Source organism: Clostridium sp. (genome assembly GCF_036646415.1).
Taxonomy (GTDB): domain Bacteria; phylum Bacillota; class Clostridia; order Clostridiales; family Clostridiaceae; genus Clostridium_J.
This window is the reverse complement of sequence record NZ_JAVXMF010000007.1, coordinates 57,308-73,927: the sequence shown is the minus strand read 5'-3', so window position 1 is coordinate 73,927 and position 16,620 is coordinate 57,308. Positions and strand designations below refer to the sequence as shown.

Genomic DNA, 16,620 nt, shown 5'->3' with positions numbered 1-16,620 from the left:
ATGGATATGGTTATGCCACATAGCATGGAAGCTGAGCAGGTAGTTCTTGGGGTAATAATTAACGATAAAGAGAAAATTTATGAGGTAGAGGACATTCTAAATCTGGAGGATTTTTATTATGAAAATCATAGAGAGATTTATAGGGGAGTTCTAAATCTAAGAACTAGAGACACTGAGATAGATTTAATTACCCTTAGCGAAGAGTTAAGAACCAGAGGAATTTTAGAAAAGTGTAATGGAATAACCTATTTATCCGAGCTATCAAATTCAGCTAGCTACTTAAATAATATAAGAAATTATAGTGAAATCATCATAGATAAGGCAAGTAGAAGAAAGGTTATAAAAGCTTGTATGAAGGCAATTGATGAAAGTCATAAGGATTCTTTAGTAGAGCAGGTGGTGGAAGGGCTAGAAGATAATATTCATAAAGCCTATAGCAGTGTAGCCATGGAAGAAATGGAGCCTATTATGGATACCTTACAGGATACCATCACTCACATTGAAGGACGATACCTGGGAAAGAAGGAAATTGAAGGTATACCAACTGGCTATAAGGCATTAGATAAAGTTACCTCAGGATTACAGCCTGGAGACCTAGTTATTATAGCAGCAAGACCATCCATGGGAAAAACAGCACTTGCTTTAAACATTGCTCAGTATGTATCTAAAGAAGCAAAGGTAGGGCTATTCTCCCTAGAAATGTCAAAGAATCAACTTATGCAGAGAATGCTGGCTGCTAAATGCTTAATTCCTCTTAGCAATATAAAAAGTGGAAAGCTAACAGAAGCTAATATACAGAAGCTTATGGAAGGAGCGGCAAATCTAGCTGAGAGAAAAATCTTCATAGATGATACATCCACCACCATTGCAAACATAAGAGGAAAAGCAAAGACATTAAAGCACAAGGAAGGCTTAGATGTACTAATAATAGACTATCTTCAACTCATAGAATCAGTGGGGGTAAGTAACAGTAGAGAGCAAGAAGTTGCAAAGATATCAAGAGAGTTAAAGAGAATGGCAAAATCCTTAAAAATCACCGTCATAGCATTAGCACAACTTTCAAGAGCATCAGAAAGTAGAAGAGATCCAAGACCAATGCTATCAGACCTAAGAGAATCAGGCTCCATAGAGCAAGACGCAGACATAGTAATCTTCCCTTATAGAGAAGTATATTATGATAAAGAACTTAAGGAAAAGAATCAAGGTAAAGAAAGTGAAGTCATGGAAATTATCGTAGGTAAAAATAGAAACGGTGAAGTCAAAACTGTAAATTTGGGATGGATAGGGAAGTATCAGAGGGTTGTGGAGATATAAAATACCTAGTGGGAGTAATTGTTAGGGACAAGTGCTTGCTGCATATTCTGAAGAGTAAGAAAGGAGTAAGATAGAGGTAATATATGGAGTTGTATGTCTGGAAGAGAGCGTTATATCATTTGAAAAGACTTGTAAAGTTTTATAATGATAAAGAGTTTCCTATGGTTGCAAAAATTTATTAAGGAAGTGAATCTAGAGAGGATGAAATAATTTATAAAGAATTAAAACTATAATAAAACTTATATAGGTTGAATGTAAAAGAATTTGTAGTTTATAAAGAATACATTGAAGTAAGTAGGATATGCTCCCTTTATAGTAGACAGTTAAAATAATAAAACTGTTACTATAAAGAGGGCATTTTTATTAGACTTAAGTTTGTAGAAATATGATACTATTAATATAGGAACAAAATTATAATTTATGTATTTTGGAGATGGTAAGATGGGTAGGGCAAAAGAAAAAAAGAAGAGAAAACAAGAATTGAAGAGGGTAAGAAAAACAAAAATGGGTAAAGTAGTGAGGTTTAATCTGGCTAATTCACCTGTAAAATATAGAGGATTTAAAAATAAATATAATTATCAAACTAATATACATAATTTAATTTACAAAGATGCTATATTTGAAAATGTTAGATATCATGCATCAAATATAACAGAATGTAACTTTAAAAACACTAAACTATTAGGAGTAGAATTTATTAGTACTAATTTAAAAGGCACATCTTTTAAAAATTCTACGTTAGAAGAAGTGATATTTTTTAATTGTAATTTTAAAAATACTGATTTTGATGGAGTGAAATTTAAAAATGTAATATTTATATCAACTAATATAGACAAGGTGAAGAGTATTAAGATTGATGCTGAATGTAGGATTTTAAAAACATATCCTAATATTAAATTGGATAATGAATTAGAAAATACATTGTTAAAATTATCAGAGTGTAATAAGATATATAGATATCATATATTACATGTAAAGAAGTCAAAAACAAATAATTGGAATGTAAGTATACTTTTAAATTACTATGGGGATAAATTACAGAGAGCTCTAGAAGCATTATATAGACGAAAAAATAAGAATGATTTTTATACAATATATGCATATAGAAAGATGATTGACTCATATTTACAGATGTGATATATTATACATGTCCTGCTCCAGAATAAGGAAACTTATGAAAGCTATAGCGAAGATGGGGACAGATAATTATAGCTAGTATTCGAGGAGGGATGCCTATGATAAATAAGATTTTAACAGTTATTGCATTTGCAGGTTTTTTGTTAGAACAGTTTTTGAATAGTACAATCCCATTCCGATTACTCGGGGTTTAGATTAATTAGTAAGAATATATTTTTAAAATAAAATATTAAAATGGTGGATTTAAAAGGTCACATATAACTTCCACCAACAAATTCACGATAGAAATATCGTGGAATTTTTTTTAGTATATTTATGGTGGAACATACTTAAAATGGTAATGGTATAGGGGGAAATATGTATATAATACAGATATCACATCTTCATGAGAAAAAGATATAATCGATTGGATTTATATTAATATCTTTAACAAGAAAATGGAGTTTTTAAACGTATATATCTAGTTAATAGTTTACGTTGGAGTGGGGATGAAATAATAGTAAAATTCAGCTTTTTTCTAGTATACTAACATTTACTATATTGGAATATTATCCTTTTAGAAAGTACAGTATTTAGTTCCATTACTGAAAGCGTAGTCGAAAATAGTTGTTCTATGTAAGTAAAGGATAGTATTTAGGCTTGAAATTAGTTGGAATGACATGTAAAGTATTAATATCGAAACATATTTTATTAATATGTCCATTGGTAGTAGCTTCCCAATGCTGATGATGATAGGCCTATTACTCATTATATATAATTTTTTCGTTACTTTTAGTAATATAGGAGCGTGGTGCATGATGAATAAAATCGTAAACTGGGTTACATGTATATATTCAATTATAGGTACAATAATAACAATTTATTCGGCAAGAGAAGCTACTACTATATCTTATAGATTTTAATCTACTGATGAGACTGTGAAATTCAGTTGAAAAGATATAGTACTTTTAATATTCTACTAAAATTGTATTAACTAAGAAATAAATTATTTTCAAATGACATAAAATTTAATTCTTAAATCTACAGTAATAAGATTATATATTGACGTGGATTTAAAAGGTTATGCTTCGCTTCCACCATGAAACTCACAAAAGTACAGAAATGTATTGTTGTGGGTTTTTATTTTTCTAAAGTAGTTGAATTAATCCTAGGTAAAACATATTACGAGTTAATAATTAAATTACTAAAATAAAGCATTGACATTAAAATGTATTAATAGTATTATTAAAACACAAAGGTAGGGAGTTAGTAATTAAATTATTAAAAATGCGTAAGGGGAGTTAAGCGTGAAAAATATTAAAAAAGTAATATATGAAGTATTAGAAATTCAAAGAGGAACAGTTGGTATAAGCGATTTAGATTTAAGCACATCGGTATTTTTATTATTGGGGTATTGTGCTGATAAAAATATTTCAGATAAAGTAAACTTGGATGTAATATTAAATAGTGATGATATTAAAAAAGCTGTTAAAGAGGCGTTAAATGCTATAGGAGAAACGATAGAGGATTTAAGCGGAGCAGTATCATATTTAAACAAATTAAAACTATCAAATGAAGAGATAGCTAAAATTTTAGTTGTTTTGAAGAGTTCTTTCTTTAATGCTGATCAGTACAGAGATGCTTTTGAGTATATGTTAGAGGCTATAACAGAGTCATCAGGTAAGATGGGCGGAGAATTCACAACACCGAATTTCATAAATAAATTAGCAGTTGAAATAGTTCAACCTAAAGATGGAGAGTTTTATGATGGAACTTTTGGAATAGGTGGAGATTCTGTTGAAGCATATAAATTTGCTAATAGTTATGGAAATGAACTTAAGATTTATGGACAAGAATTAGATGAAAAGGCTTATTGGGTAGCTAAGATTAGAATGTTTATTAATGGAATTAAGTCGACAGATATTAGGAGAGGAGATGTATTAACAAATCCGATATTTAGAGAGGGAGAAAATATACTTAGGAAATTTGATAGTATAGTTATGAATCCACCGTTTGGATTAACTTGGAAAGAGAAAGAGTCTGAAATAATTAATGATAAATATTCAAGGTTTATATATGGAACGCCAGGAACATCAAGTGCGGATTGGTTATTTATATCAACAGCATTAAAATCATTAAAGGAGAATGGAAAGGCTGTAATGATAACAACTCTTGGAGCCTTATTTAGAGCAGGTGCAGAAGAAGCTTTAAGAAAGAAAATTATAGGTTTTGATTACATTGAGTCAGTTATAGAACTAGCAAGTGGATTATTTACTAACACAGGTATTCCTTGTGCTATGATAGTTTTAAATATGAATAAAAGCGGAGCAATGAAAAATAAAATACAATTCATAAATGCAGATGACATATATGAAAGTGTAAGAAGAGGTAAAAATATTTTAAATGATGAAAATATTAATTGTATATTAAATATTTATCGAAATAAAAAAGAGGTTGAAGATATTAGTACAATAGTTGATTTGAAAGACATATATAACGGAATTATTTCACCAAGTAGATATGTTGTTAAAACAGAGTTTGAAACTGAGAATTTTGGAAAGGTGAAGATTCATCTAGAAAAGTTGAAAGACGAAAAGTCTCTTGAAAGTATTGCAGATTTTTATAGAGGAATAAATGTTACAAGTAAGAATATTCAGGACCCAAATGGACGGTACAAAATAATAAATCTAGCTGATATAAAAGATGGAGAAGTGGATATAGATTCATTACCTAGATATACAATTGAAAATAATGCAAGAGTAGAAGCTTATAAGGTGGAAGCTGGAGATATAATTATATCAAATAAAGGAGCAACTAAAGTTTGTATTATACCTGAACATGAAGGAGCGGTTTTAATATCTCAAAACTTTGTAGGGGTAAGGCTTAAGTACGGTAATAACTCACAGTATGTAAAAGAGTTCTTGATAAGCCCTATAGGTCAATATCTAATAGAGAGTAGAAAGAGTGGGACTGCAGTAGCAATGATAAACTCAAAAGATTTGAAGGAACTACCGATAGTATATGTAGATGCAAAGGAACAAGATAAGATTATAAGTGAATATAAAGTAGAGGAAGAGTGTCTAAAGAAGCAGATGGAAGAGCTACAACTAAAACTAGATAATCTTAAATTGGATTTATATGACAAAATGGAAATAAAAGAGAACTTTGAATTAATGTATGTATAAATAGGGAAATGACTTTCTGAAATAAAATTTTAGGTTGATGGGGGAATACTTCCATCAGCCAAGTCAAAAAAAGGCATTAGGTAAAAGAATATTAGAATGAAAGGGAGTATGAGGGATATGGAATTGTTATCAAATTACTTAGGTGTTGGGGAAAAAATAGATTTAGAAGGTGCATTTGACCAGATTTTAGATTTAGATGCAAACTATTTTATAAACATAAAAAGACTGAAGAATACAGATGTTGACGAGTTTAAGGGCTGTTATGAGAAAATAAATGATTTTTTTAGAGAGATAGGGTTATTGTTAGCTAACTCGAAATCTAATGAAGAAAGATTATACAAGGAAGCTATAAGAAGATTCCCTTATGGTGAAGTAAATGGAATTGGTCTGGGATATTCAAAAGGAACCCATGGATCAGGTGTAGGAAAACACATTATTGAAAAGATAATAAAAGATGCTAAAGAAATTATTGATACAGGAGTTAATGAACCAGAAATTTTTCACTTAGTAGGACTATTTGAAGAAAAGGTTGGACCAGATAGATTAAGTGATATGTTTGCAACTCTAATAGAGGTTGATATTGAAGCTTATACTATACGAATAAACGAAATACTAGGAATAAACAAGGAAAACTATCCAAATTTAGAGTTTGATGGTAAATATTTAATAAACCCATATAAAGGAAATAGGGTGTTATTACTACCTAAAGATATACTGCATGAATTACCTATAGCTAAAGATTGGGATGATATTGATAGAGTATGTAAAGAAATTGACAAAATTAGAAGAGAATTCAATGAAATCATAGGAGTAGAATGGAGTAAAATTACAACTACAGCAAAAAAAGATTTTATACTAACTCATATAATGAAGAACCCTAAACATCTTAGAGTCCTATTAGATGACTATAAAAACACTGATGTGGACAAGTATGATTTCGATAGCGATGCATTAGGGGAGTATAAAGTATATCAATATACTCCTGTCATTGCTAAAGAAAATCCATTATTCATTCCTAATAAAGAAAAGAGTTCGTTTGAAATTTCTTTAATTTTATGCAATAAGTTTAAAGAATTAACAGAAGACAATAAATTATCTCAATTACTTTATACTGATGATAGGAAGCCAAGAAAAGAGAAAATAGCTCAATTAGCTTTTTATGGAATAGCAGAAGCTTATTGTAATGCTAATAATTTAGATATAAGTCCTGAAACTGATTGTGGACGGGGACCAGTGGATTTTAAGATGAGTAGAGGGCAAAATGATAAAACATTAATAGAAATAAAGTTAACAACCAATAAAAATTTAGTTCATGGATTTACGACTCAGATTGAAGAATATGCAAAAGCTGAAAGAACCAATAAAAAAATTTATTTGGTAATAGATAATGGTGGTCCTGCGAAGAAAATTGAAGATTTGAAAGAAATATATAGTGGAGTTAATGATGACGCTAATAAACCTCTTTTAATAATAGTAGATGCAAAACCGAAGAAAAGTGCAAGTAAATTTTAATAAGTGTTATTTTATGATTAAATATATTAAATGGTATAATGATTATTGTGAGTAGAAATCAGCATGAAAGCTTCTACTTACAATAATCTACCATACGTAAGGAGAAATGACATTATGGACAACAATTTTAATCATGTTGCATTTTTATGGAATATAGCGGAGAGCTTAAGAGGAACGTATAAAGAAGAGGATTACAGAAAAGTAATGCTTCCGATGATAGTTGTAAGAAGATTTGATTGTCTTTTAGATGATTACAATAAAGAAATAATTAAAGAAGTTTATAATAATTATGATTTTATGCCTGAAGAGGAAATAGATGAAATAGTAATAGCTGATTTAAAAGAAAATCATGGTATAGATTTACAGTTCTATAATGTATCTGATTTTACATGGAGAAAGCTTTTAGATGATAGTGAAAATATTAAATCAAACTTTGAGGAGTATCTTAATGGATTCTCTAATAATGTAAAAGAGATAATAGGCAAGTTCAAATTTAAAGAAGAAATTACTCAATTAGATAAGAAAAACAAGTTATATGCAGTTCTTCAAAAAATGAGTGAAGTAGATCTTCATATAAACAATGTTTCTAATAATAAGATGGGTTATATATATGAAGAAATGTTAAGAAGATTTACAGAAAACTCAGCAGCAGGGGAACAGTATACTCCAAGAGAAGTTATTAAGCTTTGTATGGAAATGCTATTCTTAGGTAAGAAGAGCTTTATTAGCGAAGAAGGAAAAGTAATATCAATAGCAGATTTTTGCTGTGGAACTGGTGGAATGCTTTCTATAGCTGAAGCGTATATTGAGAAGCTAAATGATAAAGCTATTGTTAATGTATATGGTCAAGAACTTCTTGATGAATCCTTTGCAATATGTCAGGCAGATATGCTTATGAAGGGGCAAAATCCTGATAATATAAGACTTGGAAATACTCTTACAGAAGATAGATTTAGTGGAGAATCTATGAGATTCATTATATCTAATCCTCCGTTTGGTGTAACTTGGAAGGATGAAGAAAAGAAAGTTAAGGAAGAAGCAGATCTTGGCTTTGATGGAAGATTTGGAGCTGGAACTCCAAGGGTAAGTGATGGTTCACTTCTGTTCTTAGAAAACATGATAAGCAAGATGTATCAAGATGAAGAGGGAAGTAGAATAGCTATAATCTTCAATGGTTCACCACTATTTACAGGAGATGCAGGAAGTGGAGAATCTAACATAAGAAAATGGATTATAGAAAATGATTTATTAGAAGGAATCATAGCACTGCCTACAGATATGTTCTACAACACAGGGATATCAACTTATATATGGGTAATCACCAATAGAAAAGATGAAAGAAGAAAAGGTAAAATACAGCTTGTTAATGCTACAGAATTCTATAAACCTATGAGAAAAAGTTTAGGTAATAAAAGAAAAGAAATATCTATAGATCAAATTGAAGAGATCAAACACATATATGAGAACTTCACAGAAAATGAAAAGTGTAAGATATTCGATAATGAAGAATTTGGATATAGGAAGATAACAATAGAAAGACCACTTAAACTAAGCTTCAAGGTTAATGAAGAAACAATAGAAAGAGTAAAGGAAACAACTCAATTTATTAACCTAGCAGTATCAAAGAAAAAAGATGAAGCAGTAAAGGCTGGGGAAGAAGCAGCAGGCAGAGAACAGCAAGAAAGCATAATAAAAATGTTAGAAAGCTTTGACTTAAATAAAGAATATTTAAATAGAGAAGTATTCATAAAAGACATAAAAGGAAAAGCTAAAACCTTTGGAATAACCTTAGGAGCAGCACTTTTAAAAGCTATATTGAATGCTATCGGAGAAAGAAACGAAAATGCAGATATATGTAAAGATTCTAAGGGGAATATAGAAAGTGATTCATCATTAAAAGACACTGAATCTATTCCACTAAAGCAAGATATAAATGCTTACTTTGAAAAAGAAGTAAAACCACATGTATCAGATGCTTACATGGATGAAAATACTTTTAATAACATAGGTTATGAAGTACCTTTCACAAGATATTTCTATAAATATGAAAAACTAAGACCTTTCGCTGAAATAATGAAAGAAGTAGAAGAATTGGAAGGTGAAATAGCACTAGAAATAAAGAAGGTGCTAGGATAATGAAATTTAGATATAGAAATGAAGAGAAAATGAAGGATAGTGGTGTTGAGTGGATTGGGAAGATTCCTAGGGACTGGAAAATAAGTAGAATAAATAAGGAATTTAGGGTCAGAAATGAAAAGGTAAGTGATAAGGTGTTTCCAGCATTATCGGTAACTAAACAAGGGATTTTACCGCAGTTAGAAAATGTGGCAAAGAGCGATAATAGTGATAATAGAAAAAAAGTATGTGAAGGAGACTTTGTAATAAATAGTAGAGCTGATAGAAAAGGTTCTTGTGGCGTTTCAGTTTATGATGGTTCAGTTTCATTAATATGCAATGTTTTAACACCCAAACATTTAAACTCACAATATGTTCATAGCTTGTTTAGAAACTATTATTTTTCAGAAGAGTTTTATAGATGGGGTAGTGGTATAGTTGATGATTTATGGTCTACAAATATTGAGAGGATGAAAAAAATTAATGTACCAATTCCTAATGAAAACGAAGATATAAAAATAGCTAATTTCCTAGATAAAAAAACAGCTCAATTTGATACTATAATCTTAAAAAAAGAAGCTTTAATTAAAACACTGGAAGAAGCTAAGAAAAGTCTTATAAGTGAAGTTGTAACCGGTAAGGTTAAGGTGGTTAAAACTTCTGATGGATATGAGTTAGTGGAAAGAAAAAAAGAAGAAATGAAAGATAGTGGAGTTGAATGGTTGGGGGATGTGCCTAAGGAGTGGGTAGTTAAGGCTTTAAAAAATACTTGCTCGTTAGTTACTGGAAAGGCTAGTACAGGTGAGTTCGAAATTTATATTGGTCTTGAAAATGTTGAAAAATGGACTGGAAAGTTAATTGAATATGGTAAGGCTACAGAAGTAGACAGTGAAAAAAATTCTGTATTCTACAATAATAATGTATTATTCGGAAAATTAAGACCATATCTTGCAAAGTGTATCGTATCAAAAGAAACGGGGATATGTTCAGATGAATTTTTAGTAATGGAGACTAAGTGTTTATTACCAGAAGTATTGAAATTTACAATGCTAAATCCATTATTTATAGATTTAGTTAATTCTTTGACTTATGGAGTAAAAATGCCTAGGGCAAATTGGGAGTTAGTCAGTGATATAAAAATTACTTATCCTAATATGTATGAACAAGAAATTATTAGCAACTATTTACTATGTAAATTTAATGAAATAGATGATTTAGTAATGAAAATCCAAAAACAAATTATCGGAATAAAAGAAGCTAAGCAAAGTTTAATAAGTGAAGCAGTTACAGGGAAAATAGAGATATTAGATTAATTATTTTATAAGATAATTAATCTAATATTGAATAGGGAATGGGGAAATTAAACATGAAAAATATTGAGAGATTTCAACGAATGGAATCGTGGATCAATGAAAAGTCATTAATGGCATTAAAGCAAACTGCTGGGTTGGTAGATTTGCTAAGGGGAAATAAAGAGAATATAGACGAAAATCTTTATAATGAAATCATGGGGTATTTAAGTGGTATATTAGGATATAATTCAAACATATATTCACTAATATTTGACAGAATTGATGAAGTTAATGGAGATAGAGTATTTGAGTATGGTAAGGTGGGATTAGAAGAAACTTTATACGAATTGGAAATTGTAAAAAGTACACCATTAAGAACTCAAATAAAAGAGTTAACTACAGTGATAGAAGAAATTAGCGTATTAATCCAAGGAGATAGAACAAATAGAACATTAATACATGAAGTATTAGCTGGATATCAAAGTAGAACAAAAGAAGTGCAATGTTATATAGAGGAATTAGAGCAATCTATAGACGATGTTACAATGGGGAAAATCGAATGGGGTTGTTTTATTGAAATAGCTAATAGAATTTTACCAACTTTACAAATGTCATTAGTTGATTTAAATAGAAGGTTAGATATGATAAAAGGAGATATAACAAGATAAAATAGAATTGATTGGTATTAATACATTATATTTCGAAGCAGTGGAGATTATATATTTATTAAGGTTAGGGGAGATGGATATGTTACCAAAGGAAATTAATTTAGAAGAATCCATTGAAAATTATTTGGTATCAGCAGGTTATGAGCAGGGGGGTTCACAGGAGTTTGACTTACAATACTGTTTATTAAAGGATGATTTACTTAGGTTTTTAGAAGCTACTCAAAAGGATTTATTAGATGAATTTAAATCTACTCGTGGGTCAGCTTGGAAAAAGTCTTTCTTGGATTTAGTAGATTCTAATATTAAGAGAAGAGGGCTTATACATGTTCTAAGAAATGGTATTGAAGATGTTATGATGAATGGTAAGTTTCAGTTAGTATACTTCAAACCTAACTCAAACTTAAATAAGGCAGATCTTCAGAATTATAAAGAAAATATATTTAAGGTTACTAGACAGTTTAAATATAGCACTAAGAATAATAATACTTTAGATGTAGTTTTATCTGTTAATGGTTTTCCCGTTATAGTTATGGAACTTAAGAACCAATTTACAGGGCAAAATGTTTATAATGCTATAAGACAGTTTAAAGAGGATAGAGATCCAAAGGAAAAGTTATTTGGATTTAATGAAAGAGTGTTAGTATATTTTGCAGTAGATACTGATGATGTATATATGACTACACATCTTAAGGGCAATAAGACTTTCTTCTTACCTTTTAATAGAGGGAATAACCGAGGAAAAGGAAATAAGGTTGTAGAAGGAAAACAGAAAACTTATTATTTATGGGAAGAAATATTAAGACAAGATAGTCTCCTTGATATAATAAAGCGTTTTTATTTTATACAAGAAGATGAGAATAATAATAAAAGAGCAATTTTCCCAAGGTACCATCAGTTAGATGCAGTTAGAAAGATTGTAGCTGATTTAGAAGTTAATAAAGCGGGACTAAACTATCTAATTCAACATAGTGCAGGTAGTGGAAAAACTAATACTATTGCTTGGTCAGGACACAGATTATCTAGCTTGCATGATGAACATGATAATCCTGTATTTGATTCCGTTATTGTTGTTACTGATAGAAAGGTTTTAGATAAACAGCTTCAAGATGCTATATATCAACTGGAGCATAAAAAGGGATTGGTTGTTAAAATTGATGATGATAAAAGTTCATCTGATTTAGCTAATGCAATAACTAGTGGTGTTAAGATAATAATAACTACTATTCAAAAGTTCCCTTATGCTCTTCAAAAGATTGATACCTTAGAGAAAAGAAAGTATGCAGTTATTATTGATGAGGCTCATTCCTCTACTGCTGGAGAGAACATGGGAGCGTTAAAGGAAACACTAGCTGGAAAGACTTTAGAAGAAGCAGCAGGGGAACAACAACAGGAAGAGCATAATGAAAAATCAAGTATGGATAAAATGAGTGAGCTTATTGAGAAGAGAACTGATTTAAACAATATTAGCTTCTTTGCTTTTACTGCAACGCCAAAGAATAAAACCATGCAGATATTTGGACGAGTAGGCGACGATGGATTACCACATGAGTTTCATCTATATTCTATGAAGCAGGCTATAGAAGAGAAATTCATCTTAGATGTTCTTAAAAACTATATGCCAGTAAGTGTTTATTATAAGGTTGGAAAGAAAATAGCTGATAACCCAGAGTTTGATAAGGGTGAAGCAAAGAAGGCTATAAATAGATTTGTAAGTTTAAATGCTCATAATATAAGACAAAAGGTTGAAACAATAGTAGATGACTTTATTGAAAATAGATCCATGTGGATTGATGGAAAAGCTAAGGGTATGATTGTTACTGGAAGCAGATTACATGCAGTTAGATACAAGCTAGCTATAGATAAGTATATAAAAGAAAGAGGCTACAATATGAAAGCCTTAGTTGCTTTTTCTGGAACTGTTACAGATGGAGAAGAAGAGTTTACTGAGGTTTCAATGAACAAAGAGGTAGCACCAGATATAACTGAAACTAATTTACCTAAAATATTTGATAAGGATGATTTTAGAATCCTTATAGTTGCGGAGAAGTATCAAACAGGTTTTGACCAACCTAAGCTTTGTACTATGTATGTAGATAAGAAACTCGATGGAGTTAAAACTGTACAAACTCTATCAAGATTAAATAGAACTTATCCTAATAAAAATACCTTTATTCTAGATTTCCAAAACTCAGTTGAGGATATTCAAGAAGCTTATAAGCCATATTTTGAGGTTACTAATGTAGATAAAGTAACAGATCCTAATGTAGTAAATGACTTATGGTATCAACTCCATGAATATGGAATTTATCAGGATGAAGAGGTAAATGATTTTGCCACTCTATTCTATAAGTCTAAAAGAACCGCAACTCAAGATGGTAAGATGAATAGCATAATTGATAAAGGTGTAGAGCGATATTGTTTATTAGAAGCAGATAGTGAGGAAAAAGCAGCAGAATTTAAAAAGAAAGCTCAAAAGTATGTAACTTTCTATAATTTCTTACTTCAAATCTATCCTTTAAAAAACTTGAATCTGTTAAGATTACAAATATACTTAGTTGCATTACTTAAGAAGTTACCTAAAAAGGGTAAAGAAAAGGTAAATCTTGATGAGGTATTAAGCTTAGATTACTATAAGCTACAAAAACTAGGACAAGATGATAAAAAAGGCGAAGATGTTTCTTTAACCTATGGTGAAGGTGAACTCGTTGGTATATCAGAAAATGCTGAAGCTCGTGTAAACGAAACTGAAGAAGAGTATTTAACTGATATTATAAAAAGAATAAATGATGTCTTTGGTATTGGTCTAACAGAGGAAGATAGAATAATAATAGATCAGTATGAAGAAATGTTTAAAAACAATCAACAAATAATGGACATAGCAAAAGCAAACAGCTATGAGGATTTAGTTAAAACTTTCGCTAAGTCATACTTTAAAAGAGGCATAGTAAAAACTAAAAATAGAAATGATAGGTTAGTTAAAGAGATATTAACCAATGGAAATTTACAAAACTTCATGATTCACTATTTATCCGAGAAAATATATAGTGAAGCTAATAGATAATAATTTTAGATAGGTGGGAATCAGCATGGCAGAGATTAAATATGAAATAGAAAAAGAATTTGGAACTATAGCAGAATCATCTAAAGGATGGAAGAAAGAATTAAATCTAATAAGCTGGAATGGAAAAGATGCTAAATATGACTTAAGAGAATGGGCAGCTGACCATGAGAAAATGGGTAAGGGTGTGACTTTAAGTATAGATGAATTAAAGAAACTTAAAGAGATTCTTAATGGGATGGATATATAATTAAGTTTATATTGGAGCATGACACAATCTTAAAGGGATTGTGTCATTTTTTATGTTAGCAAGGTTGAATTTAATGGAAGAATAATGGATAGCTTGAATAAATATATTGTAATAATGGCACCATTTTCATTAATTATTGGCTATACAATAAAAAAAATACAATAATTTCTGATATAAAAATCTATAAAAAATATATGACAAAGGAAGCTTACGAAAAGTTTTATATAGATAGGATTTACCCTTACAATCTTACAAGAAGTATAGATAATCTTGAAATTAGTGACATTAAATTTGAGTCAATTCCTAATAAAGATGACACTTATCACAGTTATAATGTATTATTCATACTAAAAAATAATGATGAAAATAAAGAAAAAGAAGTAACTAATTACAAAATGAGTTTAGAAAAAGAAGGTTCTAAATGGAAAATAGGTATGAATAATAGCCTTTATTTTTTGCACAATTGGCTATTGGAGATTATTTAAGCGGTACACAAAGGAATTAATAAGTTTTTTAATATTAGTTTAATTATGAAGGATAAGAATAAAGGGTATGAAAAGAGTAATAATATAAGTGGTTAGAATTATTGAAAGATATGGTGATGAAAATGACTAAAAGAATAGTAATTGTTGGCAATGGAATTGCAGCAATATCAGCAGTCAAAGCAATAAGAGAGACGGACTTAGATTCAGAGGTATATTTAATTGGAGAAGAAGAATTTTATCCTTATAACCGTATAAGATTATCTAAAGGTATATTTAATCAAATTGAGGAAAATAAAATACTTCTTCAAAAGAACGAGTGGTATGAGGAAAATAAAATAAAGTTATTAGTTAACACAAAAGTAGTGAATTTAAATACTGACAACAATGAAGTATTATTATGTGATGGTAGAAAAATAAAGTATGACAAGTTGCTTATTGCAAATGGAGCAAGTAATAAAATACCACTAATAGATGGTATAGGGAAGGAAGGGGTTTATACATTAAGAGATCTTAATGATGCCCTGAACATTAAAAGTACTCTTAATGAAAGTAAGGATGTAATAGTAATTGGAGGAGGAATACAAGGATTAGAAACAGCTTGGATATTACATCAACATGGTATAAAAGTTATCGTTGCTGAATTACTACCAAAGCTTATGCCATATCAATTAGACGATAAGGCTTCGGAAATATTGAAGAATATAATAGAAAGTTATGGAATACAAATATTAAGCAATACAACTGTGAAAGATATATTAGGGGATGTTAAAGTTGAAGGAATTCTAATAGACGAAAAAAAACAATTAAAGTGTGATATGGTTATTTACTCCGTAGGGATTCAACCTAACATAGACTTAATAGGAAATACTAGTATTGAAACAGCTAGAGGAATATTAGTAAATGACAAGATGGAAACTAATATAAAAAATGTGTATGCAGCAGGGGATGTTGCAGAATTTAAGAACCATGTTTCTGGTCTATGGAATATTGCTATATCGCAGGGGAAAGTTGCTGGGTACAACATTGCTGGTAACGAAATAGTATATCAAAATATTACTCCAGTGACTACTTTAAATGCTTTTGGGATTTCTTTATTTTCTATGGGCTGTATAGAAGAAACAAAATCTACTATGATATTAGTAGATGAAGATATTAATTCAAAAGTATATAAAAAAATACTTATAAAAAATAATAACATAGTGGGAGCAATTATTATAGGAGATACAAAAAAATCACCATTACTCAAATCAGCAATAGAGAAAGAAATAAATTTAGACAAATTTGATTTATATAATATATCTGTTGATGAGTTATTAGAAAAATTAAAAAATAAATAATTGGAGGTATAAAAATGACTGAAGTAAAATTTTGTGAAAATAACTTTTCTTTTGGAACAGAAGATACTATGAGAAAGATTAAAGATGATTTTAGTAATGTGGATGTATCAGTAGAGGGATGTTTAGGATATTGTGGAGATTGTGCAGTGGGACCATTTGCCTTAGTAAATGATGAAATGATACAAGCGGATACAGCAGATGAATTATTTGAGAAAATAAAAAGTATGATATAAAATCTTAAATTAAAAACATGCTATTTTTTGGTAGCATGTTTTTATATTTTTGTAA

11 protein-coding genes are annotated in these 16,620 nt (G+C 29.8%); all 11 read left to right on the top strand.

Translation table 11 applies throughout. The features are described 5' to 3' along the window. The 11 genes from dnaB (at window position 1) to RSD37_RS06985 (ending at window position 16,565) form a co-directional block, all read left to right on the top strand. Entirely contained in the window at window positions 1–1,314 is a 1,314-nt protein-coding gene (dnaB, locus tag RSD37_RS07035) for a replicative DNA helicase (RefSeq protein WP_346946005.1), read from the top strand. A 441-nt stretch (window positions 1,315–1,755) separates the two neighbouring features. Further along, window positions 1,756–2,451 (top strand): pentapeptide repeat-containing protein, encoded by a 696-nt coding sequence (locus RSD37_RS07030; protein WP_346946004.1) that lies wholly within the window; start codon window positions 1,756–1,758, stop codon window positions 2,449–2,451. Window positions 2,452–3,737: 1,286 nt separating this feature from the next. After that, window positions 3,738–5,615, top strand: coding sequence for an N-6 DNA methylase (locus RSD37_RS07025; protein WP_346946003.1), 1,878 nt, complete (start codon window positions 3,738–3,740; stop codon window positions 5,613–5,615). 117 nt (window positions 5,616–5,732) lie between these two features. Beyond that, on the top strand, window positions 5,733–7,127 hold the full coding sequence (locus RSD37_RS07020) for a hypothetical protein (protein WP_346946002.1): 1,395 nt from the start codon (window positions 5,733–5,735) through the stop codon (window positions 7,125–7,127). A 114-nt stretch (window positions 7,128–7,241) separates the two neighbouring features. Further along, window positions 7,242–9,263: a class I SAM-dependent DNA methyltransferase gene (locus RSD37_RS07015; protein ID WP_346946001.1), complete on the top strand. Its 2,022-nt coding sequence runs from the start codon at window positions 7,242–7,244 to the stop codon at window positions 9,261–9,263. Next, on the top strand, window positions 9,263–10,555 hold the full coding sequence (locus RSD37_RS07010; RefSeq protein WP_346946000.1) for a restriction endonuclease subunit S: 1,293 nt from the start codon (window positions 9,263–9,265) through the stop codon (window positions 10,553–10,555). The genes RSD37_RS07015 and RSD37_RS07010 overlap by 1 nt, the downstream gene beginning before the upstream one ends. A 53-nt stretch (window positions 10,556–10,608) precedes the next feature. Further along, entirely contained in the window at window positions 10,609–11,202 is a 594-nt protein-coding gene (locus tag RSD37_RS07005) for a hypothetical protein (protein WP_346945999.1), read from the top strand. A 79-nt stretch (window positions 11,203–11,281) separates the two neighbouring features. Further along, window positions 11,282–14,263: a type I restriction endonuclease gene (locus RSD37_RS07000; RefSeq protein WP_346945998.1), complete on the top strand. Its 2,982-nt coding sequence runs from the start codon at window positions 11,282–11,284 to the stop codon at window positions 14,261–14,263. Window positions 14,264–14,288: 25 nt separating this feature from the next. Beyond that, on the top strand, window positions 14,289–14,510 hold the full coding sequence (locus RSD37_RS06995) for a PC4/YdbC family ssDNA-binding protein (protein WP_346945997.1): 222 nt from the start codon (window positions 14,289–14,291) through the stop codon (window positions 14,508–14,510). 607 nt (window positions 14,511–15,117) lie between these two features. Next, entirely contained in the window at window positions 15,118–16,332 is a 1,215-nt protein-coding gene (locus RSD37_RS06990; RefSeq protein ID WP_346945996.1) for an FAD-dependent oxidoreductase, read from the top strand. A 14-nt stretch (window positions 16,333–16,346) separates the two neighbouring features. Further along, a complete protein-coding gene (locus RSD37_RS06985; protein WP_346945995.1) occupies window positions 16,347–16,565 on the top strand; it encodes a DUF1450 domain-containing protein in 219 nt (72 codons plus the stop codon). Window positions 16,566–16,620: the final 55 nt, after the last annotated feature.

Bases quoted from the DNA above. Each gene is read 5' to 3' on its own strand.
- dnaB (WP_346946005.1), top strand. From the start codon at position 1: ATGGATATGGTTATGCCACATAGCATGGAAGCTGAGCAGGTAGTTCTT.
- RSD37_RS07030 (WP_346946004.1), top strand. From the start codon at position 1,756: ATGGGTAGGGCAAAAGAAAAAAAGAAGAGAAAACAAGAATTGAAGAGG.
- RSD37_RS07020 (WP_346946002.1), top strand. From the start codon at position 5,733: ATGGAATTGTTATCAAATTACTTAGGTGTTGGGGAAAAAATAGATTTA.
- RSD37_RS07015 (WP_346946001.1), top strand. From the start codon at position 7,242: ATGGACAACAATTTTAATCATGTTGCATTTTTATGGAATATAGCGGAG.
- RSD37_RS07010 (WP_346946000.1), top strand. From the start codon at position 9,263: ATGAAATTTAGATATAGAAATGAAGAGAAAATGAAGGATAGTGGTGTT.
- RSD37_RS07005 (WP_346945999.1), top strand. From the start codon at position 10,609: ATGAAAAATATTGAGAGATTTCAACGAATGGAATCGTGGATCAATGAA.
- RSD37_RS07000 (WP_346945998.1), top strand. From the start codon at position 11,282: ATGTTACCAAAGGAAATTAATTTAGAAGAATCCATTGAAAATTATTTG.
- RSD37_RS06995 (WP_346945997.1), top strand. From the start codon at position 14,289: ATGGCAGAGATTAAATATGAAATAGAAAAAGAATTTGGAACTATAGCA.
- RSD37_RS06990 (WP_346945996.1), top strand. From the start codon at position 15,118: ATGACTAAAAGAATAGTAATTGTTGGCAATGGAATTGCAGCAATATCA.
- RSD37_RS06985 (WP_346945995.1), top strand. From the start codon at position 16,347: ATGACTGAAGTAAAATTTTGTGAAAATAACTTTTCTTTTGGAACAGAA.